This window comes from Nocardia sp. NPDC004151 (assembly GCF_042874235.1).
Taxonomy (GTDB): Bacteria; Actinomycetota; Actinomycetes; order Mycobacteriales; family Mycobacteriaceae; genus Nocardia.
On the sequence record NZ_JBIAMR010000009.1, the window covers coordinates 31710 to 54077 of the forward strand.

Here is a 22368-nt window from a genome sequence, read left to right on the forward strand (position 1 = left end):
GCAAATGGGGACCGACAGACTCGTTCGCAATGACTCGCATCACAACCGATGGCGGGTCGAGTTATCGAGAACGAGGAGCACCACGAGTGCCGGAATTCGATCTTCTGGTGATCGGTGGCGGTCCCGGCGGGTACGTCGCCGCCATCCGCGCCGCTCAACGAGGCCTCACCGTCGGCCTGGTCGAGAAGGAACGCCCGGGCGGCGTCTGCCTGAACTGGGGCTGCATCCCGACCAAGGCGATGCTGCGCTCGGCGGAGGTCTTCCACACCATCGCGCACGCCGCCGAATTCGGCATCTACGCCGATAACCTGCGCTTCGACTACGCCGCGGTGCGGCAGCGCAAGGACGGCATCGTCAAGGAACTGACCGACGGGGTCGCGGGCCTGCTCGAGGCCAATGGCGTCACCGTCATCGAGGGCCACGCCCGGTTCACGAGCCCGACCACGGTCGAGGTCGTCGAGGCCGGTCCGTCGCCGATCTTCGAGGGCGGCCCACGCTACGCCGCCGCCCCGACCGCCAACGCCGTGCGCACCGTCAGCGCGAAGGACGTCATCGTCGCGACCGGATCGGTCCCGGCCGTCCTGCCGATCCCGGGCGCGGACCTGCCCGGCGTCATCACCTCCGACGGCGCGTTCGGTCTGACCGAGGTGCCCAAGCGCCTGGTCGTCATCGGCGGCAGCGCCGTGGGCGCGGAGTGGGCCAACCTGTTTCACGAGTTCGGCGCGGACGTCACCGTGGTGGAGATGCAGGATCGCCTGGTTCCGTTGGAGGACAAGGAGATCGGCGCCGCGCTGGTCCGCTCGTTCACCAAGCGGGGCATCACGGTGCTGACCGGCGCGACCGTCACCGCCATCGCCGAGGGCGATGCGGGTCTGACCGTCACGGTCGGCGGAGACAAGCCGCAGGAGCTGCCCGCGGACGTGGTGCTGGTCGGCGTCGGCCGCCGCCCCAATACCGCCGGGCTGGGCCTGGAGGTCGCCGGAATCGCCACCGACGCACGGGGTTTCATTCCGGTTGACGAGCACCTGCGCACCGGCGTCGAGCACGTCTACGCCATCGGTGACGTCACCGGTAAGGCGCTGCTCGCGCACGTGGCCTCGCATCAGGGCCTGGTCGCCGCCGACACCATCGCCGGTCACGCCGCCCACATCGACTACAACGTGATCCCGGCGGCCACCTTCACGCATCCGGAGATCGCGAGCGTCGGCCTCACCGAGGACGCCGCCAAGGCCGCGGGCCACGACATCGTGGCCGCCAAGTTCCCGTTCGCGGCACTGGGCCGGGCCAAGTCCTTCGGCGATCAGGAGGGCTTCCTGAAGATCGTCGCGGGCAAGAAGCACGGCGAAGTGCTGGGCGTGCACATCATCGGCCCGTCGGCCAGCGACCTGATCACCGAAGGGGCCCTGGCGATCTCGCTGGAGGCGACCCTCGACGAGCTGGCCGAGACCATTCACGCCCACCCCACCCTCGGCGAGATCGGTATGGAGGCCGCCCTGGTCGGGCTGGGCCTGCCGATTCACGTCGCGCCGCCCCGGAAGCGTTGAGGAGTTCCGTCATGACCACGACCACTGCAGCGGAGCTGACACAGACCACCGCCGCGCCGCGCAAGCCGGCGCGCAAGGCCACCCGCCCGGCCGACCAGTCCGCGGACGTAGCCGTATCCGGCGCCGAAACCCTGCTCGGCGGAGCCGATTTCGGTGGCACCGACGCCGCGACCCTGCGCGAGCTGTACAGTGAGATGCTGTTCATCCGCCGCTTCGAGGAGCGCACCGCGCAGGCGTATCAGCAGGCCAAGATCGGCGGCTACTGCCACCTGAACCTGGGTGAGGAAGCCACCGTCGTCGGTGTCGGGCGGGCCATGCGTCCCACCGACTACCTGTTCACCAACTACCGCGAGCACGGCTACGCGCTGGCCAAGGGCATCGAGCCCGGCCGCGTCATGGCCGAGCTGTACGGCCGCTCCACCGGCACCTCCAAGGGCTGGGGCGGGTCGATGCACATGTACGACACCGAGACCCGGCTGCTCGGCGGTTACGCCATCGTCGGCGGCCAGGTGCCGCTCGCCATCGGCGCGGCGCTGGCCATCGACTACCGCGGCGGTGATGACGTCGTGGTGTGCCAGATGGGTGAGGGCACCACGAACATCGGCGCGTTCCACGAGTCGCTGAACATCGCGGCGCTGTGGAATCTGCCCGTGGTGTTCCTGGTGATCAACAACCAGACCGGTATGGGCACCACCGTCGAGAAGTCCTCGGCCGAACCGGATCTGTGGAAGCGCGCCGCCTCGTACCGCATGCGCGGTGAGCGGGTGGACGGCACCGATGTGCTGGCCGTGCGCGAGGTCGCCGCCGATCTCATCGAGACCGCGCGCCGTGAGGGCAAGCCCGCGCTGCTGGAGGCCGTCTCCTACCGGCTCAAGGGGCATTCGGTGGTGGACCCGGCCAAGTACCGCGCCGAGGACGCCGTCTCCACCGCGGTCGCGCACGACCCGATCGTGTTGTGGCACAACCGTCTGCTGGAGGCGGGCGTACTGACCGAGGAGTCGGCCGCCGCCATCGAGGCCGATGTGAAGGAACGCGTGCGCGTCGCGGTCGATTTCGCCGACCAGTCCCCGCATCCGGACCCGGCCACCCTGTTCGATTACAACTACGCGACCCCGGTCGCGGGCGATTCCCATCGCCTGCCCGGTGATCCGCTCTTCACCGCCTAAGGACATCACCGTGGCTGTCATGACCTACCGTGAAGCGCTGCGCGAGACCCTCCGCGAGGAGATGCGGCGCGACGACGACGTCTTCCTCATCGGTGAGGAGATCGGCGTCTTCGAAGGCTCGTACAAGATCACCGCCGGCCTGCTGGCCGAGTTCGGTGAGAAGCGGGTGCGCGACACCCCGATCGCCGAAGAGGGTTTCGTCGGCGCGGCCATCGGCGCCGCCATGCTGGGCCTGCGCCCGGTCGTCGAGATCATGACGATCAACTTCTCGCTGCTGGCGCTGGACCAGATCGTCAATCATGCCGCCAAGATCTACGGCATGTTCGGCGGGCAGACCGCCGTACCCATGGTCATCCGCACCCCCGGGGGCGGCGGCCAGCAGCTGGGTGCGACGCATTCGCAGAACATCGAGCTGTACTACGCGTTCGTGCCCGGCCTGAAGGTCGTCGCGCCGTCGACGCCCGCCGACGCGGCGGCGCTGATGAAGGCCGCGATCGCCGACAACGATCCGGTGCTGTTCCTGGAGAACCTGTCGCTCTACAACACCAAGGGCGAGGTCCCCGAGGACCTGCCGCCGGTCGAGATCGGCAAGGCCGCGGTCACCCGCGAGGGCACCGACATCACCCTGATCGGCTACTCCCGAATGGCGAACGTCTGCACCCAGGTCGCCGAACAGCTTGCCGCCGACGGCATCTCGGCGGAGGTCATCGACCTGCGCAGCCTGCGCCCGCTGGACCGCGACACCATCATCTCCTCGGTCAAGAAGACCGGCTGCGCCGTCATCGGCGAGGACGACTGGCTGACCTACGGCATCGGCGCGGAGATCGCGGCGTCCATCTCCGACGGCGCGTTCGACTACCTCGACGCCCCCGTCCGCCGCGTCGCCATGGCCGAGGTGCCGCTGCCCTACGCCAAGCCCCTGGAGAAGCTGGCGCTGCCCTCGCCCGAGTCGCTGTACCGGGCCGCCACCGAAACCCTTGCCGCCGTGGGCAAGCGCCGCTGAGATCCGGAAGGAACCATGTCCGAAGTAACCATGCCCCGGCTCTCCGACACCATGGAGGAGGGCGTCGTCGCGGCCTGGCTCAAGCAGGTCGGCGACCAGGTCAAGGCCGGCGAGATCCTGGCCGAGATCGAAACCGACAAGGCGCTCATGGAGCTCGAGGCCTATGAGGACGGGGTGCTCGAGCGGATCATCGCCGAAGCCGGTGCGCGCGTGCCGATCGGTGAGGCCATCGCGATCCTGGGTGACGGGAGCGGGTCCTCCTCCGCCCCGGCCGCGCCCGCCGCCGCCGCGGCTCCGGCCCCCGCCGCTCCTGCCGCGCAGGGCAATCCGGCCGCCGTGAACGGAAGCGGCGGCACCCCCGCGGTTTCCGCTGACGGCGAGCGCAAGAAGTCGTCTCCGCTGGCCCGCAAGGTCGCCAAGGAGCTCGGCGTCGACATCACCGCGGTGACCGGCACCGGCCCCGGCGGCCGCGTCACCAAGCAGGACGTCGAAACCGCGAGCAGTACAGCCGCTCCCGTCGCGGCCGCACCCGCCGCCCCTGCCGTGGCTCCGGCTCCGGCGTCCGTGTCCCCGGCCACCGGCGACTACGACGAGATCCCGCTGACCACCATTCAGCGCGTCTCGGCCCAGCGCCTGACCGAGTCCATGCAGCAGGCGCCGCACATCTACCTGACCAGCGCCATCGACGTGACCGAGCTGCTGGCCTTCCGCGCGCAGATCAACAAGACCCTGGAGGAGACCGGTTCCGGCAAGGTCAGCGTGAACGACCTGCTCGTGAAGGCGGTCGCCACCGCGCTGCGCCTGGATCCGTCGGTGAACGTCTCCTTCGCGGGCGACAAGCTGTTGCGGCACAAGGCGATCAATATCGGCATCGCCGTGGCCACCGACGCGGGCCTGTTCGTGCCCGTCATTCATGACGCGGACCGCAAGTCGGTGTCGGCCATCGCGGCGGAGGGCCGGGAGAAGGCCGGTCGCGCCCGCGACCGGAAGCTGAAGGGCGAGGACATGTCCGGCGGCACCTTCACCATCTCCAACCTGGGCATGTTCGGTATCGAGCAGTTCACCGCCGTGATCAACCCGCCGGAGTCGGCGATCCTCGCGGTCGGCGCCGCGCAGGACGAGTTGAAGCTCGACGGCGAGAAGGTGGTGTCGCGCAAGACCCTGCGCGTCACGCTGTCGGCGGATCACCGTTCGATCGACGGCGCGGTCGCGGCGAAGTTCCTGCAGCAGCTGAAGGAACTCATCGAGCACCCGCTGCGCATAGTGACCTAGTCACCCCGAGACCGTCGTCCGATTTTCTGATCCAGGATCGGACGGCGTTGCCCGCCGTGAGCCGAACTCACCCGGTGGCGGGCGGAATCGCCGGATGGCGTGGACCGGTTTTACCCGGCCGGTCCCCGTCATCCGGCTTTTCACGTTTCGGTCGATGGCGCGGGCCGGGACTGTCCGGGTCCGGCCGCCAGTTCGACGACCACCAATGCGGTGACGGCGGCGAGCACCGTCCAGATGACCACCGGTCCGGTCGGGTACGACCAGAACGTCAGCGTGATCGCCACGACGGCGAGAACGGCGATCCGCAGCGAGCCCCGGTAGCGGGCCACGACGGATCGGATCGCCCGTGGATCGCGCACGACTCGGTGCGATTGCGCGGCCAGCGCGATCACCACGGCCAGAGCGAACATCGCTCGCACGGTGGTGTCCAGCCGTATCAGGAAGGCGTCGATCACCGCCGCGGCGGCTTGCGGGGTGAGCACGTCGTCCGGCACCGCGTCCAGGTAGGCCGATCGTGCGATGCCGACGGCGACCGCGAGCAACGCCATCGCCAGCGCCAGCGTCGCACCCAGCCAGGTGAGGGCGCGACGCCGCGCGCCCGCGGGTGCGACCCAGACCGCGACGGCCGCGACGAGCACCGTGATCCAGGGCAGCACGTCGGCCACCCGATCGAGGAGCATCACCCAGCGTCGCGCCTCGACCAGTTCGGGAGACCGGAAGAGCACGAACGAGCGGTCGATCGCGGGCACCTGGTCGGCGAACGTGAAGCCCCGGTCGGTCAATTCGGACCGGACCCTGTCGATGATCGGGCCCAACGCCACACTCACCGCGCCGTTCTGGTCCATTCCGACCGCCGCCGGGGCCTCCCCGGTCAGCACCACGACCAGCCCGCGATGCGCCTGCCGATTCGCCTCGATCCATACGGTTCGGAATTGATCGGACGCCAGAACGGATTCGGCCGTGTCACGCACGAGACCTCGCGCTTGCCGGGTGGCCAAGGGAGCCAGCCCCGTCACCGCGCGCGGAACGCGCGGGTTGCTGTCGGCCAGCGCCGCCAGGGCCTGGGCGGTGACGGATTGGACGTCGACGCTATCCATGATCGCGTCGGTGGCCCGGTCGGCCAGCATTTCTCGCAGTGCGGGGTCGGCGGACAACGGCGTGACGGTCCGGACGTAGCGGTCGGTGTCGAGCAATTCTCGGTGCGCGAATCCAGCGAGGACCGATGCGATCGCCAGGACGGCGAACAGTGTCAGCAGTACGGCCGTGGCCGTCCACCGTCCCGCGCTACGGCGTGGGCGTTCGGGTTCGGGTTCGGAAGCCGCCATGACTGTCCCGCCTCGATCGTGCGATGGTCAATTCGAGCCGTGCAGAAACCGTCCGATCACGGTCTCGTCCTGGGCGAAGGCCTTGATGATCGAGGCAGCGCCGACGATCACCACCGACATCACGAAAAGCCAACTGACAGAAGTGAAAGCGAGCCCCAGGGGTCCGAAGTGCCGCATGGCGTTGGCCGTGATCCGCGGCAGCACGACCCGCCCGGCCAGATGCACGGCGGTCAGCCCGGTCGCGGTCAGCAGCCCGGTCGCCCAGGCCACGCGCCCGGTCAACGCGCCCTTCGTGAGCAGGAACGGCGTGAACGCCCACACCAACGTCCAGATGACGAGCTCGCCGGCCAGCACGAGCGGCCACCCGACATAGCTGACGTGCGCGAGGTTCTGGGTCTGCCCGACCAGCGCGACCGCCAAGGCGACCGCGAACAGTGCCGCGAACCACCGCCACGCATCCCGTGGACCGATCGAATTCACCTGCCACACCGCCCCGTAGACGCGTCCGAGCGCGCGGGCGAACGACGTGCCGCTGAATACGACCATCAGCAGCCCGACCACACCGAACGCGGCCAGCGACGAATCCGACACCTGCGCCGCGTCACCGACAGGCAGCGCCCCGAGATCGAACCCGAACTGGAAACGGATCGCGCCGGACGCGGAATGCCAGCCACTCAGGGCCGTTGCCGCCATGATGACCGGCAATACCGATGTGAAGATCTGCGCGGACAGCGCCAGCGATCGATCGACGAGCTCGATCTCGAACAGGCCCTGGAACACCCGCCCAGCGGTCCGGCCCCAGGGTGTGCCGCGCAACCAACCGGCAGCGGTGTCGATCACCGCCGCAGCCGTTCTCGGCATCGCGTCCACGACGGGCTCAGCCGTTCGTCCTGCCTTCGAACACCGTCGATCGGGTGCGGCCGCCGGGTCCGAACGGCCGGAAGTCCACGCTCACCTCGGTCATCTCGCTCCTAACGCATGGATTCGTCAGTACGGATATTCGGGTATCGCATCGTCATTCATGACTTCGGACCGAGACTCGGGCCGGAATCGATCGTATCCCGTTCGATCGTGACGGTTGCCACTCCACCGACATGATGAGAAGATTCGGTAGTTACTCTCTCATCCTGTCGGCGCGTGACAGCCGTCAGGAACGGTCGATCAAAGGAGATCCACCATGACCGCCGCCGTCGCGCTCGCCGAGGGATCCGGAGCAGCCCGCCCCGAACGCCGTCCGTTCGAACCCGGCAGCCGGATGTGGGAGGACACCGGGCTCATCACCTTCTCCCTCACCGCCGGCTCGGCCTTCCTGCTGCAGACCATGGAACCCAGCATCGCCGCGGTGGTGGACGAGCACTCCAGCTTCCGCACCGACGCGCTGGGCCGCGCGGCCCGCAGTATCGCCTCGGTCATGATGTGGATCTACGGCGGCGAGGAGGCTCTTGCCGAGGCCGACCGGCTGCGCAAGATGCACGCCACCTTGAATTCCACCGACGCCCACGGCGTCAAGCACCGCGCACTGTCCTCGGGCCCGTGGGCGTGGGTGCTGCACACCGCGGTCTTCGCCTTCACCGAGGGCAACAAGTACTTCTCCAGCGACAAGCTGACCGAGGCCGAGAAGGAGTCCTACTACCAGGAAGTCGTGCAGCTCATGCGCAACTTCTCGGTGCCGCCCAAGGAGATTCCGGCCACCTACGCCGAATGGCTCCCCTGGTTCGAGGACCAGATCGAGAACCACCTGGTTCCCACCAACGTCGCTCAGGACTACCTGAAGGTCATTCGGAACATTGCCCCGCCCAGGCAGATCCCGTCCGCCCTACACCCGGTGTGGCGCGTGGCGACCCAACCCATCGGCCGCCTCCAGTACTTCTGCACCGTCGGCACCACCCCCGGCTCCGTCCGCGACCGCCTCGGCCTGGAGTGGACCGCCAATGACGAACGCGCCCTGCGATTCCTGGGCTGGGCCATCGGCCGAACCGTACCGAAACTGCCCGAGCGCATCCGCTACTTCCCCATCGCCTACGAGGCCCGCCGCCTCGAACGCGACCGCGCCCGCCTGCGCAAGATGATCACTCTGCGCCCGATCTGACCGTCACCCGCGCCGGGAACCAGCGGCGGATGGCGACCGCACCCGCGGTCGCCACCGCTCCCAGCGCGACCCCGGCGGAGCCGAGTGTGGCTGCCGCACCGATGATTCCGACCGCGATCGGGCCCGCGAACATGCCGAGATCGTGGGTCAGCCGCCAGGCGCCGAGGAATTCGGCCCGCGCTGACGGTGGGGCGACATCGGAGCCGACGGTCATGATCAGACCGTTGCTGAGGCCGTTGGCGATTCCGAGGATCACGGCGATCACACACAATCCGGAGGCCGTCGTGGCCAGGGGCAGAGCGGTGTAGCCGAGCGCGAACAACAGCAGCGAGGGTGTCCCGGTCGCGCGTCGCCCGTACCGGTCCAGCCAGATACCGGACGGATAGGACAGCAGGACGTCGACCGCTCCGGCGATCCCGAAGATCAGTCCGATGGCCGGGGCGCTCATCCCGATATGCGCCGCCCACAGCGGCAGCAGCGACACACGTGCCGCCCGCGCCGCCCCGGTCGCCAGCGCCCCGAACCCGAGTGTGCCCAGCACACGGCGGTTTTCGGTGACCACCGCCCGCAGTCCGCGCCGGATCCGCTCCGGTCCGTCGTCGATATCGCGCACCGACATCATCAGGGTCCCGCCGACGAGGATCGCCGCCAGTTGCAGCCACATCGCGCCGGTCACCCCGAACGCGTGCGTGGCGCCCGCGCCGATCAAGGGCCCCGCGAACACCCCGAACCGCTGTGAGCCCGCCAGCAGGGACAGTGCCCGCCCGCGGTCGCCGTCGGGCACGACGGCCACCAGATAGGTCTGCCGCGCCAGTCCCCACAGCGCCGAGGCCGCACCGGTGAGCAGCATCCCCGCGGCCAGCCACCCCAGATTCGGCGCGACGATGGCCAGCACCACACCGACCGCGCCGCCCACCGACGCCGCGGCGACCGCCCGCCGCTCCCCGACCCGGGCGATGAGCTGTCCCGCGGGCAGATCCGCGAGCAGCTGCCCGAACCCCGAGAGCGCTACCACGATTCCCGCCGCCCCGGCGCTCGCACCCAGTTCGAGCGCGCGCAGCGGATACATCGGGGCGGCCGCTCCGCCACCCATCCCGAACACCGCGGTCGGAACGAACACCTGCCAGGTCAATGCCCGCAGCCGCATCACCGGCGCCGCGAGGTCGGCGACGCCTTCACCGCTCATCGCACTCGAACCCCGAACAACCCCACGGCAATATCCCGGCTACAACCACGTCCGCATCGAATCAACCGGCGCGGTGGCGGAACACCCTTTTCCTGCCGCTGATTCCAACCCCGGAACTGGCGACTCGATGGCGAGCCGACTCATCAGCCAGCACAGAGAGCCGAGGAAGGCTGGTCGCGCAACGCCCGCCAGTCGCCGAGATCGCCCAGCGCCTGGGCCATCTCGAGGTGTCGAGCTGCTCGCGGGCGTTCCGCCGCTGGAAGGGCATGGGCCCGCGCGCCTTCCGGCAGTTGCGACCGGCCTGAGCGCTATCGGGCCGCGGCGGGCGCGCGGTGCAGTTGTTTGCGGTCGTAATAGCCGGTCACGATCAAGCCCACCAGCAGACCGATCAGCAATCCGAACAGGGTCTTCCAGCACGCGTGACTCAATCCGGCCGACCCGTCGCCGTTGAAATAGAGGATGGCGCGCACGCCGAGGTACACCTGGTGCATCGGTTCGAACGCGGCCAGCCAGTCCATCGGCCTCGGAATCGCCTCGAGCGGCACCGTGCCGCCGGAGGAGGGCAGACCGAGCACGATGAACAGCACCAGGTTCACCAGCAGGCCCATGGTGCCCAGCGCGGACACGATCGACAACGCGGTGACGCCGACCGCGGTGATCGCGAAGGTGCTGTAGAGGAACAGCAGCAGCGGCCGGTCGATGGGCATGCCCAGCCACTGGCCGACTCCCATGAAGATGCCCGCCACCACGGGCGCGGTCCCGGCCATGACCGCCCATTTGAGGAACAGGGTGCGCAGACGAGAAATCGGCACAGACGGATTGTGCACATACCAGGGCCCGAACTCGGTAGGTGCGAAACCCAGTGCGGCATCGACCATTCCATTGATCACCATGGCGCCGGTGAAGCCCGCCAGCAGGATCATCACCGTGTAGAAGAAGGCGGTGAGACCTCCGCCGGTGCCGCCCGGCAGCGGATGGAACGGCGTGACCGTCACCTCGATCGGTGCGGCCAGCATGAGCTTGCTCAGCCCCGGTAGTGCGGCGACGCCACCGGAGGGTTGCAGCCGGGTGTTCACGGTGCCGGTGAGCTGTTGACCAACAGTGTCGTTGGCCTGTTTCAGCGCCGTCGCCGCGATGTTCTGCATCACCTGCGATCCGAAGGTCCCGGTACGCGGATTGGTGAACACCGTGATCTGCGGGCGGGTGACGTCGCCGGGCACGGCGCTGGCGGCCGCGAAAATGCCCAGCCGCTTGGTGAAATCACTGGGGATGACGATCGCCCCGTACACCTTGCCCGTGTTCAGCTGCTGCTGCGCCTCATTGATGCCCAGCACCCGCAGATCGAACTTGTCGGCCGGAATCTGTTGCACCAGCGCGTCATTGATCTGCTTGCCGACATTGGTGGGCTGCCCGCCGATCACATCGCCGGAGTCCTGATCGACCAGGGCGACGGGAAAGCCGTGCAGATGCTTCGACGGATCCACCACGTACGCCAGGTACATGGTGGCCAGCAGGGCCATCAGCAGCGACACCACGACCGCCGGGGCCAGCCACACCCGGGGGCTCTTGCGCGGCAACGATTCGGGAGCGGTTTCCTCTACATTCGCCATGGGGTACCCGACTCTCTGTGATCAAGGGTTGGTGCCGGTGACCTCACGCACGAACGCGTCGACGGCCTCCTCCATCTGGGTGAGACCAGGTTCCTCGAGCGGATAGTGCCCCGCGTTCTCGAGCATCACCAGCGTCACCGGAACCTTCTTGATCGGGTCGAGCGCGGGTTTGCTCAATTCCAGCGGCGTCCAATGATCCTCGGCGGGCTGGGTGTGGAGAATCGGGCAGACGTCGAAGTCGGCGGGTTCGATATCCGGGACATAGGTGCGGTAATCGGCGAGGAATTTCATCGACGCCGCACTGCCCGCCGAAGTCTTGTCGGCCAGAAAGACTTTCATGGCGTCCGCGTTGTTGCACAACGCGCTCATCTTCGAGGCGAGGCTCATCGGAAACTCCAGGCCCTTCATCGGCGAACGGGCCAAAGCCCCGACGCCTTTCATGCCCACGGTGGCGCTGAATTTGTAGCGCGCGGTCGCGATCCACACGTCCCGATTGCGCTGGTCGAGGAAGGTCAGGCCGACGATTCCGTGCACGGCGCCGCGCGGTGCGTGCGCGGCGACGTGGTAGGTGACCATGCCGCCGGCCGACAGCCCGAAGAGCACGATCGGGCGATCGTCGCGCGACTTCTCGTAGGCGAGATAGTCGGTGACCATCTGGATCCACTGGCCATACCCGTAAGTGCCGCCGGGGCGTACCTGCGTCATGCCGTAGCCGAGATTGTCGATGGCGGTGACTTCCCAGCCCTGGTCCGCCAACGGTTTACCGATAATGAGGTTCATCTGCCGTCCGTTGGTGCCGACGCCGTGATGCAGGATCACTTTCGCCGGGGCCCCGGGGTTCAGATATTGATCGAGATGGATGTTGTTGCTCTCCCACTCCCAGAAGTCCTCGGTGGGGAGGTCCGCTTCGACCGTGAGCCGGAGCCGGGGCGGGAGGAACTCCTGGAGCTTCCACCACGCCGATTGATCGTGGTACAGGGTGTCGCGCCCGGTTTTGCGCTTCATCGAAAACCCCTCATGTAAGAGCAGTTTGCGAGCCGTTCGATCTCCACTGTGGCCAGCGCGTCCAGGGCGCCAACAGTCGGCCACCCCTCGCCGATAGAGCCTACAGAACAGTACCTACTACACAGGTATACGATCGCCGCCCAGGAACGGTTCTTGGTCCGGAAACTCGCGGCCGACACCCACTGAATGACCGGCGCCGCCGACCGCCGTGCACCCCGGTTCCTGGGGCTGGTCAGGGGCGCGCACAACCACCAAGGTCACTATGGTGAGCATGCGGATGGTGGTGTGGCGCGCGGTGGTCGGCGTGCTGTTGGTGATGGGAGCGGTGGTCGCGCCGGGGCAGGCGAGCGCGGATCCGGGGTATCAGTGGCGGGAGGAGTTCATCACCGCACCCGACGGGACGCGGTTGCACGCCGACGTGCTGCGGCCGGTGGGGCTCGGGGACGAGGTGCGGACACCGGTGGTGATGACGGTGAGTCCGTATCGGTCGCACGAGGCGCGGCTGACCGAGTTGCGGCCCGGCGGCGGGCCCTCGACCGGGGATCTGCCGGTGCCGATGCTTTTGGCCGCCGGATACACCTACGTGATCGTGGACCTGCGCGGGTTCGGCGGATCCAACGGGTGCCCGGATTTCGGCGGGCCGGGTGAGCGTTCGGATGTGAAGACCGCGGTGGAATGGGCGGCGGCACAGCCGTGGTCGACCGGGCGGGTCGGGTTGTACGGGGTGTCCTACGAGGGGTGGACCGGGCTCATGGGGCTGGCCGAGAAGCCGGCGGGCCTGGCGGCGGTGGCCTCGTTCGAAGTCGTCGCCGACCCCAACGCGTACCTGTACATGCAAGGCATCGCGTGGAAGTTCTCGCTGAAACCGATCAGCGAACAGGGCTTCCGGCCCGGGGACATCGCCGGATTCGAGCACCTGCTGATCGCGTCGACGCCCGCGCACCCCAATGACTCGGCCGAGTACAAGGCCAACGCGTCGTCCATCGACCCGGCCTGCTACCAGCAGTATCTGGCCGAGACCAGCAACCACGACGCGAGCACGCCGTTCTGGCGCGACCGCGATCTGGTGGAGAAGCTGCGCGGCAACACCATTCCGCTGTTCCTCGGCCAGGGGTTCGTCGACTACAACACTCGCGCCGACCGGGTCTTCCAGCTGTGGAACGGGCTCGGCCCCGGCGAGCACAAGGCCATGTTCGGGCAGTGGGGGCACCGCGATTGCAGCGAGAAGTGCGGTGCCACACAGTTCTCCTCGGAACTGCTGGCCTTCTTCGACCGGCAGGTGGCGGGCAAGGATGTGACGGTGCCCGGCCCGCGCGTCACGGTCGGGCAGTTCGACGGCCGCTGGCGGGCGGAGACGGCGTGGCCGCCGGCCGACAGCCGCGCCGTCGACATCGATCTGCGCACGGGACGGTATACCGATCGCGGTCTGCTGCCCGGCGCGGACCGGGAGATATGGACCGTCTCCCCACCGCTCGCCCAGGATCAGCAGCTGTCCGGTGCGCCGACCGCCACGCTCACCCTGGACGGTCCCGCCGCGGCCAGCGTCACCGTCGAGGTCTACGACATCGGACCCGACAATCGGGCCACCGTGATCACCCGCGGCATCGCACCGGTCACACCGACCACACAGGTCCGGCTCCTCGCCCAGGACTGGCCGATTCCCGCCGGACATCGCATCGGCATCCGCGTCACCGACGTGGTCGACGACGTGTGGGCGCATCAGCCGGCCAACGCCCCCGTCACCGTGACCGCCGCCCAACTGCACCTGCCGCTGCTGTCCGGAATCCGCACCCCGGACCTGCCCGGCGACCTCAGCGAGGCGATTCCGAAGTGGCGAAACGAGAAGACGGTCTCCCTGATCGCCGATGTGGTGAACAATGCCACTGTGGCCGTGACCTTCCCTCCCCGGACCGGCGGTTAGCCCGTGACCAGCACCGCGCCGACCCACGCGCCCACCGTCGACGACGCCACCGCCGAGCGGCTGGCGGGGGCGCTGCGCTGCCGCACCGTCTCCCACGAGGACCACAGCCGCATCGACCCGGCCGAATTCGAACGCCTCGCCGGCCACCTGGAGAAGTGCTTCCCCCTGGTCCACGCCCACCTCACCTGGGAGAGCTTCGGCCATAGCCGCCTGTACCGCTGGGCGGGTAGCGCGGCGACCGAGCACCGGGCGGGCACGGCCGGGCCGGAAGCGAAGGCAGCCGCCGCCGGGGCGGCCGGGAGCGCGCGGCAGGGCACGTACGCCGGAGAGCCGGGGGCCGAGGCCGTGGCGGCGATTCTGCTGGCGCACATGGATGTCGTGCCCGTCGACGACCACGACGGCTGGCCGTATCCGCCGTTCGGCGGGGTCGTGGACGACGAATTCATCTGGGGCCGGGGCGCGATCGACGACAAGAGCCGGATGATCGCGATTCTCGAGGCGGTCGAAGCGGCGCTGCGGGACGGCGTCGCGCCCACGCAGACGGTGTATCTCGCGTTCGGCCACGACGAGGAGATCTTCGGGGCCGACGGCGCGGGCAGGATGTCGCGGCGGCTGCGGGACGCGGGGGTGCGGGCCCGGCTGCTGGTGGACGAGGGCGGTGTCATCACCGTCGGCGTCGCCGAGGGCATCGACGTGCCGGTGGCCACGATCATGGTGGGCGAGAAGGGCTTCGCGACCGTGCGGCTCTCGGTCACCGACGTGGGCGGGCACTCGTCCATGCCGGGGCGGCAGACCGCGGTCGGGCGGCTGGCGCGGGCGGTGGCGCGGATCCAGGACCACCCGTTCCCGCTGCGACTCACACCGGTCGCCGTCGACATGCTCACCCGGGTGAGGAAATTCGTGACCGAACCGCGGCGCACCCTGCTCGGGCTGGTCAATGTGGCCGGGCCGATCGCGGCGCGGGTGCTGGCCGCCCGGCCGCAGACCGAGGCGCTGGTGCGGACCACCACCGCCCCCACCGTGATCAGCGGCGGGGTCAAGTCCAACGTGCTCCCGCAGCGGGCGGAGGCGTACGTGAACTTCCGTATCCTGCCCGGTGATTCGGTGGCCGGGGTGCTGGCGCACTGCCGGAAGGTGGTGCGCGACAACGGCGTCACCATCGAACTCGACGGCACCTGCTCCGAACCGTCGGCCGACCCGAGCGCCGGACCCGATTTCGACGTCGTCGCCGATGTCGCGCGCGCGGTGGTGCCGGGGCTGGCCGTCACCGTCGGCGTGGTTCCCGCCGCCACCGACTCCCGCTACTACGACGATCTGGCGCGGACCCGCTGCAACTTCGCCCCGATCATGCTGTCCGCCGCCGACCTGGAACGCATCCACGGCACCGGCGAACGGATCTCCCGCGCCAACTATGCGCGATTGATCCGGTTCAACCGGCTGCTCATCGACCGCATCGCCGCCTTCTGACCGGCGCCGCCGTCCCCGGTGCACCGGCCGCCCGCGCGCGATCGGCGCCGGCACCGATGATCGATCGTGCGCGCGGCTACCGGTGCCCGCCCCCATCACGCGTCCGATGAGCGAGAATGGCTCCGCCGGTTGGCGACATTTCGGACGCATACGGTGGCGTCCGAAACCGCGACCCGGCACCCTTGCCCTCGTAGGTACGTGACGACCTCGACTCGAAGGAGCGGCGATGACCCGCACGGAGACCGGTGAATTCCAAGGCGCGGGCGGCCGCGTGTTCTGGCAGGCGTGGCTGCCCGACGGCGACCCTCGCGCCGTGGCGGTGATCGTGCACGGCTACGCCGAGCATTCCGGCCGGTACGCGCACGTCGCGCAGCGGCTCACCGAATCCGGGTTCGCCGTCTACGCGCTCGACCACACCGGGCACGGCAAGTCCGAGGGCGCCCGCGCCAATATCGGCTCACTCGACACCGCCGCCGACAATGTGCGCACCATGCTCGCCACCGCCACCGGCCGCCACCCGGGACTGCCGAAATTCGTCATCGGCCACAGCATGGGCGGGCTCACCACGGCTTACTTCGCCACCCGCGACCAGCCCGAGGTCGACGGCCTGGTGCTGTCCGCCCCCGCGATCGACATCGAGGCCGGCAATGCCGTGCAGCGCCTGGCCGCGCCGCTGGTGGCCAAGTATCTGCCGAATGTGCCCGTCGTGAAACTGGATTCGAAGCTGGTCAGCCGCGACCCCGAGGTGGTGCGCGCCTACGACGACGACCCGCTGGTGCATCACGGCGGCGTGCCCGCCCGCACCGCCGGGGAGATGCTGCGCGCCGGGGAGTACGTCAAGGCGCACCTGGATCGGCTGACCGCGCCGCTGCTGGTCCAGCACGGCAGCGCCGACGGCCTCGCCTCACCCACCGGCACCGACAAGGTGGAACGCGACGCCGCGTCCAAGGACAAGACGGTCATCCGCTACGACGGGCTCTACCACGAGATCTACAACGAGCCCGAGCAGGACAAGGTGCTCACCGACGTGGTCAACTGGCTCGAAGCGCACCTGCCCAGCGCCTGATCAGGTTTCACCGGAGCCCGACCGGGCTCACTTGTAGGTCTTCAGGCAGGCGTCCTCGCCGTCGAGGACGCCGGTCCGGAACGCCTCCAGCCGGACGAAACCACTGGGCACCACGGCGCCGTTGACATCAGCGGCGGCCAGGCCGTCCATCAGCAGTCCGGAGATGGCGGCGTCGAGATCGGTCGCGGACAACTGCAGATCGCTGCCGGGGCGGCTCAGCTTGGTGCTGTACGCCCCGGAGAAGCAGGCGGCGCGCAGCCCGGCGGTATCGGCTCCGGAGATGCCGAGCCGGCGGGCCTGCTGCACGGCGATCATGTAGCGCGAGACGAAGACCACGAAGGCGTTGTAGTCGCCGCCGACGGTCGCGGAGAAGAGGTCACCCCTGTCGCCGGTGGCCGCGCGCGCGGCCAGGCTCGGGATGTCGGTGCCGATCACATTGGTGGTCGGGCAGTACGAAACCGGCTGGGTGACGGTCACTTTCGGGCAGGTGCGGGAGACGCCGCCGTAGTCGAAGGCGGGTGCGGGCTGGATCGGGTAGGCGCGGGTCAGCGACTGCGCCACCAGCGCCAGATCCGGCTGGTCCACCGGCAGCTGGCGATCCTTGTCGCCTGGCTGGAAGCTCGTCGGCAGGGTGCCGCGGCGCTGCTTCAGTTCGGCGCGGGTGATGCCCTTGCAGGCGGTCGCGCCGTCGGTGTAGCCGATCTGCACGGCGGTGACCCGTTCGAACGCGGTGCCGTGCTCGTCCGGGGACGCGCCCGGTTCGCGGTCGCGGAAGGAGATCACCGCGGCCAGCACGCCATTGAGGCCGTCGGTGGTGTTGAGGGTGAAATGGCGCGAATTGCCTTCGGCCACCGAACGCAGGAAGACGCCGGCGAAGCAGTCGGCCTGCTGTTCGCGGACCACGGTCGGGGTGAAGAAGCCGTTCAGCTTGGCCTGCGCCTGGATCGAATGGCCGTACTCGTGGGCGAGGACCATGACCACCGCCATCGGGCCGAACTTCTTCACCAAGCCGGGCAGTAGAGTGCCGCGGTCGAATCCGATGGTCTTGTCGACACTGCAATAGGCGGCGTTGACCTCCTGAAAGGTACTGCCGCGGCAGAATTCGACGGCCTGGGCGCGCGGGGCGGTGGAGTCCCAGGAAATGAACCGGGTCACCGGTTTGAACACGCCCGGAAAAGTCTTGGCGTACTGGCCGTTCCAATAGTCGGCGATATCCGCGATGGCATTGAGGGCCAGTTTGTCGACCGCGCCGCCGTCCCCGTTCTCGGCGGTGAGGGTCGCGTCCGCCACCCCGGAGCGGGGTCCGCTGGGCCCGGCGGCCGAGGTCTGGCCCGCCACCACCCACGGATTGTCCGTCACCGGAGCCGAAACCTGCTGCGAGTCGGTGCTTTTCACCGTCGAGCAGCCGGTCAGGGACACCCTCGCGACCGCCAGCAGTACGACCAGGCCCCGTCGAATCCGCGACGTCCCCATCTCGCCTCCCACACCACTCGGGACCAGTATCCACCGAGATATCGCGCGAAGTCCCCGGTCCCGCAACGACAGTTCGTGACACAGTCGAGGATCATGAGCGACTATCGCGGCCTGAACCGGGCCAATTGGAACGATCGCGCCCCACTGCACGCCGATTCCCTCGACTACCACTTCGACGACTTCCGGACCGACCCGTCCTTCCTCAGCCATGTGGTGCGCTTCGATCTGCCACGGCTCGGCGACATTCGCGGGGTCGACGCCGTGCACCTGCAATGCCACATCGGCACCGACACGCTGTCACTGGCCCGGCTCGGCGCGACCGTGACCGGACTGGACTTCTCCCCCGCATCACTGGCCGAGGCTCGCAAGCTGGCCGACGCCGCCGCCACGCCGATCGAGTACGTCGAATCCGATATCTACGAGGCGGTGTCCGCGCTCGGCGGGAGGCGGTTCGGGCTGGTCTACACCGGGGTCGGCGCGTTGTGCTGGCTGCCCGATATCCGCCGCTGGGCCACGACCGTGGCCGCGCTGCTGCGGCCCGGTGGCCGCCTGTTCCTGCGGGAGTACCACCCGGTGCTGTGGTCGATCGACGAGACCCGCACCGACGCTCTGACGATCGGCTACCCGTATTTCGAGACCGCGGAGCCCATGGTGTTCAACGACGAGACCACCTATGTCGAAACCGATTCCACGGTGACCAACACCATCACGCACGAGTGGAACCACGGCCTCGGCGAGATCGTCGAAGCCCTGCTGCAGGCCGACCTCACCCTCACCCAGCTAATCGAACACGACAGCGTCCCGTCGAACCCGTTGCCCGGCCGCATGGTCCACGACGAACACTGGGAATGGCGTCTGATCGACCGCCCCGAACGCCTGCCCCTCAGCTACACCCTGCAAGCCCGCAAGGGCTGAGCGGCGGCAGCGGGAACCCGCACCGACCCTCCCGCGTCCAAGTACTCGGAAGCTGGACGACGGGAGGGACGCCGATGGAACCGGAAGCCTTGCGGCGCAGCGCCCGCCTGAGCCAATCGGGCGCCGAACACGACCAGGCCCGCCTCGCCGACCGCACCACCGACCCCGACTACATCGACCACGTCGAAGACTTCACCCGGCTCTCCCACCAGCAGATCCACGACGCCGTCCAAGCCATGAACCCCGCCGACATGCACGCCGCCGCCGACACCTGGGTCACCATCGCAGACAGCATCTTCGGCGCCGTCACCGCCCTGCACGCCGCCGTCCACACCGCCCTCGCCGACAGCATGACCGGCCACCTCGCCGACGCCGCCGCGGCCGCCGCCCGCCGCTTCGTCCAGGACGCCACCGACACCGCCGAGATCGCCCACAGCACCGGCCACCGCATGATCGCCGCCGCCTTCGGCGCCGAAGCCCTCCGCAAAACCGTGCCCCCACCGGTTACCCACGGCCCCCAATCCGACCGAGACGAGCAATATCAGCTCGCCCTCGCGGCCTTGGACGCCAACTACACCCCGATCTACCCGCCCGCAGGCTCGGGAATACCGGCGTTCTTCACGATCACCACACCGGGCGCTGCCGATGCCTCCGGGAAACGCAGTGGCGCAACGGATCCGAGCCCCGCCTCCGATGCGCGAGCCATTACCACGCCAGGGTTCACTCCGAACCTGGACGCGTGGCGCAATCCGACCGACCTCGACACCCACCGGCCACAAGCAGGTGAGGAGACCGCCACGGCGACCAATTCCCCATTCGCACAGCACATCCCCCAGGATCAAGCGGCCACCGACGAGCCGGACGCACGCCATCGAAGCGCGACCGACCCCGGCGCGGATCGGTGGCGACCGGACACCGATCCCGATCACCGCTCGACCACCACCGAAACCCACCCCACGGCGATCCTCCCGACCTCGACGACGCCCACCGACGATCCCACCCGTGCAAGCCAGCCCAGCTCCCCCACCGGCGCCCCATCGAACCGATACTTCCCCAACCCCTTTCCCGACCTCGCCCACAGCTTCCGGGGCCCGACCGTGCCCGATCCGACCACCCAGCCCCGCCCCCTCACACCACAGCTTCGCCCCGAATCTCCCGGCACCGCCATGCCGCCGGGCATGTTCGCTCCGGGCACCCGCCCGACCACGCCCGAATCGGCCCACACCTGCCCACCCTGGCTGATCCGCAACCGCGAGGTCGAGCTACTCGGCAGCCCACTCCCGCACGTCCCACCCACTCTCGGAGCCGAATTCCCCTCCGCCCGAATCGACCCCGCACCCACGCCGGACGACCACCTGTGACCCGCAGGCCGAGAAGTGCCTGCCGCGAAATTCTCCGCCCAACGGGTTTTCGCCGCCCGACCCGGAAGGCGTGCGTTCGTACCGAGCGCCCATTGGCCCGCCGCCAGACGATCATCAATACGCTCTTTGAGTCGGCGGCGCCGATCGACCCCGGATCCATTGTGGAATGAGCTGTTCGTGCCGATGCACTGCGACCGCATTCGGGCACTGTTGCTGTTCGACGCCTCGAGCATGGCGCGGGCCCCGCGAACTGCTCGACGCTCGAAGACATCGAGCTCGCATCGGAGCCGACTCGGCACAGTTCCAGCGGCAGACCGCAGCCTGCGGCCGGTTAGGTCAGCGCGGTATGCGCCATGAGCGTGCGCTCTGCACCGCACCAGGCTCCGAGTGACGCTCTCAGCTGGTCTTCTTGACGGGAGGCAGGTACTTGCCGAGGGTTGCGGGATCCTTGGCGTCGGCGGTGGGGAGGTAGATTCGGTAGTTCAGCCGGAACAGTCCGCTGGGTGCCGAGGGCAGCCAGTTGCTCGCGTGGTCTGCCGGTTGCTGGTTCTGGATGTAGATGTCGAGTGATCCATCGGGATTCTTGGTCAGGCCCGGCGTGCGGTCACCGATGGAGTAGCGGTTGATCGGGTTCTTCACCAGCTGAAAATCAGCGCCGTACATGGTGATCGACCAGAATCCGTTCGGCAGTGTGGGTGGGAGCTGGTCGGCGTTGAAGTGCAGCACGTATCGCTGTGATCCGTCGAGCAGGTTGGCGTCGCCGTCTTCGTAGGTGCTGAAGTACTCGGCCTCGTCGCGGTCGTGAACGAACAATCCCTCCAACGCTCCGGCGGCACGGTCGAAGTAGTTGACTCCGTAGGTTCCTGGTTCGAGGTTGTTCCAGCGAGTGGGGTACGGGGTGCCGCGGTACTTCACCTTCCACGACATGACTTGCGGACCGTCGACGGCCGCGCGCGCCAGGCCCTTTCGCGTCGGTTCGCTGAGAGCGTTGACGTCCATGGGTTTGCCGAGGGTGATCCCACCCCGGCGAAGTAGTTCGATGGCCGCTTCGTTGCCTGGGGCCGGTGGGTTTTCGGCCGCCAGATCGGCGATCGTCTGGAAGATCGCCAGATCGCCGTCGTAGTGCGGGCGCTTGCCCAGATCGGGCACGGTCACCTGGCCGTGTTTGGCCGGATCACTCCAGTTGGACAAGGCGGTCGTGGTGAACTTCTCTTGCAGCGCATTGACTTCGGCGAGATCGGTGGCGTTTTCGGGCAGCACGCCGATGCGGATCGCCACCATCGCGCTGTTGTTGGGCAGCCGATGCTCGATCACGCCGGGCGGCAGTTCACCATGCCAGTTCGGTCCTACGAAGGCGTGGTCGCCGCCCTTGCCGCCGGTCGCACGGGTTCCGATATAGAAGACATTGTTGGTGTAGGCGTCGGCGACCTCGACCGACCAGTATCTGTCCATGATGTCCGGGGCCGTCAGGATCATCGGCTCATCGCGAAGTTCCATCCCCACACCGCTGTAGACGGTGTCGTTGTTCGGCGTGTACGGCATCTTGTCGTCTGCCGTAGCAAGGGTTTTCATGTGGCCGATCTGGTTCAGCGGAGCAGCCGGCGCGTACGCCTTGGCCTTCTCCAACGCCACCGGATCCAGCCGCAGTGCGCGCTCCCGCTCCGAGATCGTCAGCGGGAGTCCGAACACGTAGTTCTGAATGCCGACCGAGTAGGCCCAGTCCTCCTCGGCCTTGGCATCCGCTGCCCGAGTGTCCGAACTCTGGGGCGAGGCGTTGTCACTCTGGTGATTCGTGCCGGTCGAACATCCCAGCACCATGGCAGACACCCCCAACAGCACCATCGGTACCCGAACACAAACCGATAGCCGTCGCAGCAGGCGGGGAAGATCGACGTAGCGTGCACTCATTGGGCAATGATGGCACCACTGAGCGAACTTGTAGCAACACTCGAGGGGTCGAGTTCC

General features: G+C 68.4%; 17 protein-coding genes. 10 read left to right on the forward strand and 7 right to left on the reverse strand.

The features are described from left to right. Positions 1-86: 86 nt before the first annotated feature. The 4 genes from lpdA to ACFYTS_RS20960 are packed head-to-tail and all read left to right on the forward strand — an operon-like array spanning position 87 to position 4985. Positions 87-1544 carry a dihydrolipoyl dehydrogenase gene (gene lpdA / locus ACFYTS_RS20945; protein WP_387306490.1) on the forward strand — a complete coding sequence of 486 codons (1458 nt, stop codon included), beginning with the start codon at positions 87-89 and terminating at the stop codon, positions 1542-1544. An 11-nt stretch (positions 1545-1555) separates the two neighbouring features. Then, a complete protein-coding gene (pdhA, locus tag ACFYTS_RS20950; protein WP_387306492.1) occupies positions 1556-2710 on the forward strand; it encodes a pyruvate dehydrogenase (acetyl-transferring) E1 component subunit alpha in 1155 nt (384 codons plus the stop codon). A gap of 19 nt (positions 2711-2729) precedes the next feature. After that, a complete protein-coding gene (locus ACFYTS_RS20955) occupies positions 2730-3713 on the forward strand; it encodes an alpha-ketoacid dehydrogenase subunit beta (protein WP_387306494.1) in 984 nt (327 codons plus the stop codon). A gap of 15 nt (positions 3714-3728) precedes the next feature. Further along, entirely contained in the window at positions 3729-4985 is a 1257-nt protein-coding gene (locus tag ACFYTS_RS20960) for a dihydrolipoamide acetyltransferase family protein (RefSeq protein ID WP_387306496.1), read from the forward strand. A gap of 140 nt (positions 4986-5125) precedes the next feature. On the opposite strand, the gene ACFYTS_RS20965 is transcribed toward ACFYTS_RS20960, so the two are convergent. Next, positions 5126-6310: a hypothetical protein gene (locus ACFYTS_RS20965; RefSeq protein WP_387306498.1), complete on the reverse strand. Its 1185-nt coding sequence runs from the start codon at positions 6308-6310 to the stop codon at positions 5126-5128. A 27-nt stretch (positions 6311-6337) separates the two neighbouring features. Beyond that, the gene (locus ACFYTS_RS20970) at positions 6338-7171 is read right to left on the reverse strand and encodes a hypothetical protein (RefSeq protein ID WP_387306500.1); all 834 of its coding nucleotides are present in this window, start codon (positions 7169-7171) and stop codon (positions 6338-6340) included. Between the two features lie 316 nt (positions 7172-7487). Between ACFYTS_RS20970 and ACFYTS_RS20975 the strand changes: the two genes are divergently transcribed. Continuing rightward, positions 7488-8399, forward strand: a complete 912-nt coding sequence (locus ACFYTS_RS20975; RefSeq protein ID WP_387306502.1) for an oxygenase MpaB family protein — start codon at positions 7488-7490, stop codon at positions 8397-8399. On the opposite strand, the gene ACFYTS_RS20980 is transcribed toward ACFYTS_RS20975, so the two are convergent. From ACFYTS_RS20980 to ACFYTS_RS20990, 3 genes are all read right to left on the reverse strand, one after another. After that, positions 8380-9585, reverse strand: coding sequence for an MFS transporter (locus ACFYTS_RS20980; protein WP_387306504.1), 1206 nt, complete (start codon positions 9583-9585; stop codon positions 8380-8382). The two genes, ACFYTS_RS20975 and ACFYTS_RS20980, sit on opposite strands and share 20 nt — an antisense overlap. Positions 9586-9893: 308 nt before the next feature. Beyond that, positions 9894-11195, reverse strand: a complete 1302-nt coding sequence (locus ACFYTS_RS20985) for a YhgE/Pip domain-containing protein (RefSeq protein ID WP_387306506.1) — start codon at positions 11193-11195, stop codon at positions 9894-9896. 21 nt (positions 11196-11216) lie between these two features. Beyond that, a complete protein-coding gene (locus ACFYTS_RS20990; RefSeq protein ID WP_387306508.1) occupies positions 11217-12200 on the reverse strand; it encodes an alpha/beta hydrolase in 984 nt (327 codons plus the stop codon). A gap of 262 nt (positions 12201-12462) precedes the next feature. On the opposite strand from ACFYTS_RS20990, the gene ACFYTS_RS20995 reads away from it, so the two are divergent. The 3 genes from ACFYTS_RS20995 to ACFYTS_RS21005 all read left to right on the forward strand — a co-directional run bounded on the left by ACFYTS_RS20995 (position 12463) and on the right by ACFYTS_RS21005 (position 16654). Beyond that, the gene (locus ACFYTS_RS20995; RefSeq protein ID WP_387306510.1) at positions 12463-14121 is read left to right on the forward strand and encodes a CocE/NonD family hydrolase; all 1659 of its coding nucleotides are present in this window, start codon (positions 12463-12465) and stop codon (positions 14119-14121) included. A 3-nt stretch (positions 14122-14124) separates the two neighbouring features. Further along, the gene (locus tag ACFYTS_RS21000; RefSeq protein ID WP_387306512.1) at positions 14125-15588 is read left to right on the forward strand and encodes a M20/M25/M40 family metallo-hydrolase; all 1464 of its coding nucleotides are present in this window, start codon (positions 14125-14127) and stop codon (positions 15586-15588) included. Positions 15589-15814: 226 nt separating this feature from the next. Then, the gene (locus tag ACFYTS_RS21005) at positions 15815-16654 is read left to right on the forward strand and encodes an alpha/beta hydrolase (RefSeq protein ID WP_387306514.1); all 840 of its coding nucleotides are present in this window, start codon (positions 15815-15817) and stop codon (positions 16652-16654) included. A 27-nt stretch (positions 16655-16681) separates the two neighbouring features. Here the strand turns inward: ACFYTS_RS21005 and ACFYTS_RS21010 are convergent, their stop codons facing one another. Next, positions 16682-18127 carry a metallopeptidase gene (locus tag ACFYTS_RS21010; RefSeq protein WP_387306516.1) on the reverse strand — a complete coding sequence of 482 codons (1446 nt, stop codon included), beginning with the start codon at positions 18125-18127 and terminating at the stop codon, positions 16682-16684. Positions 18128-18220: 93 nt separating this feature from the next. Between ACFYTS_RS21010 and ACFYTS_RS21015 the strand changes: the two genes are divergently transcribed. Both ACFYTS_RS21015 and ACFYTS_RS21020 read left to right on the forward strand, forming a co-directional pair. Continuing rightward, on the forward strand, positions 18221-19042 hold the full coding sequence (locus ACFYTS_RS21015; protein ID WP_387306518.1) for a class I SAM-dependent methyltransferase: 822 nt from the start codon (positions 18221-18223) through the stop codon (positions 19040-19042). A 74-nt stretch (positions 19043-19116) separates the two neighbouring features. Then, positions 19117-20403: a hypothetical protein gene (locus ACFYTS_RS21020; RefSeq protein ID WP_387306520.1), complete on the forward strand. Its 1287-nt coding sequence runs from the start codon at positions 19117-19119 to the stop codon at positions 20401-20403. A 396-nt stretch (positions 20404-20799) separates the two neighbouring features. On the opposite strand, the gene ACFYTS_RS21025 is transcribed toward ACFYTS_RS21020, so the two are convergent. Then, entirely contained in the window at positions 20800-22221 is a 1422-nt protein-coding gene (locus ACFYTS_RS21025; protein ID WP_387306522.1) for a DUF1254 domain-containing protein, read from the reverse strand. Positions 22222-22368: the final 147 nt, after the last annotated feature.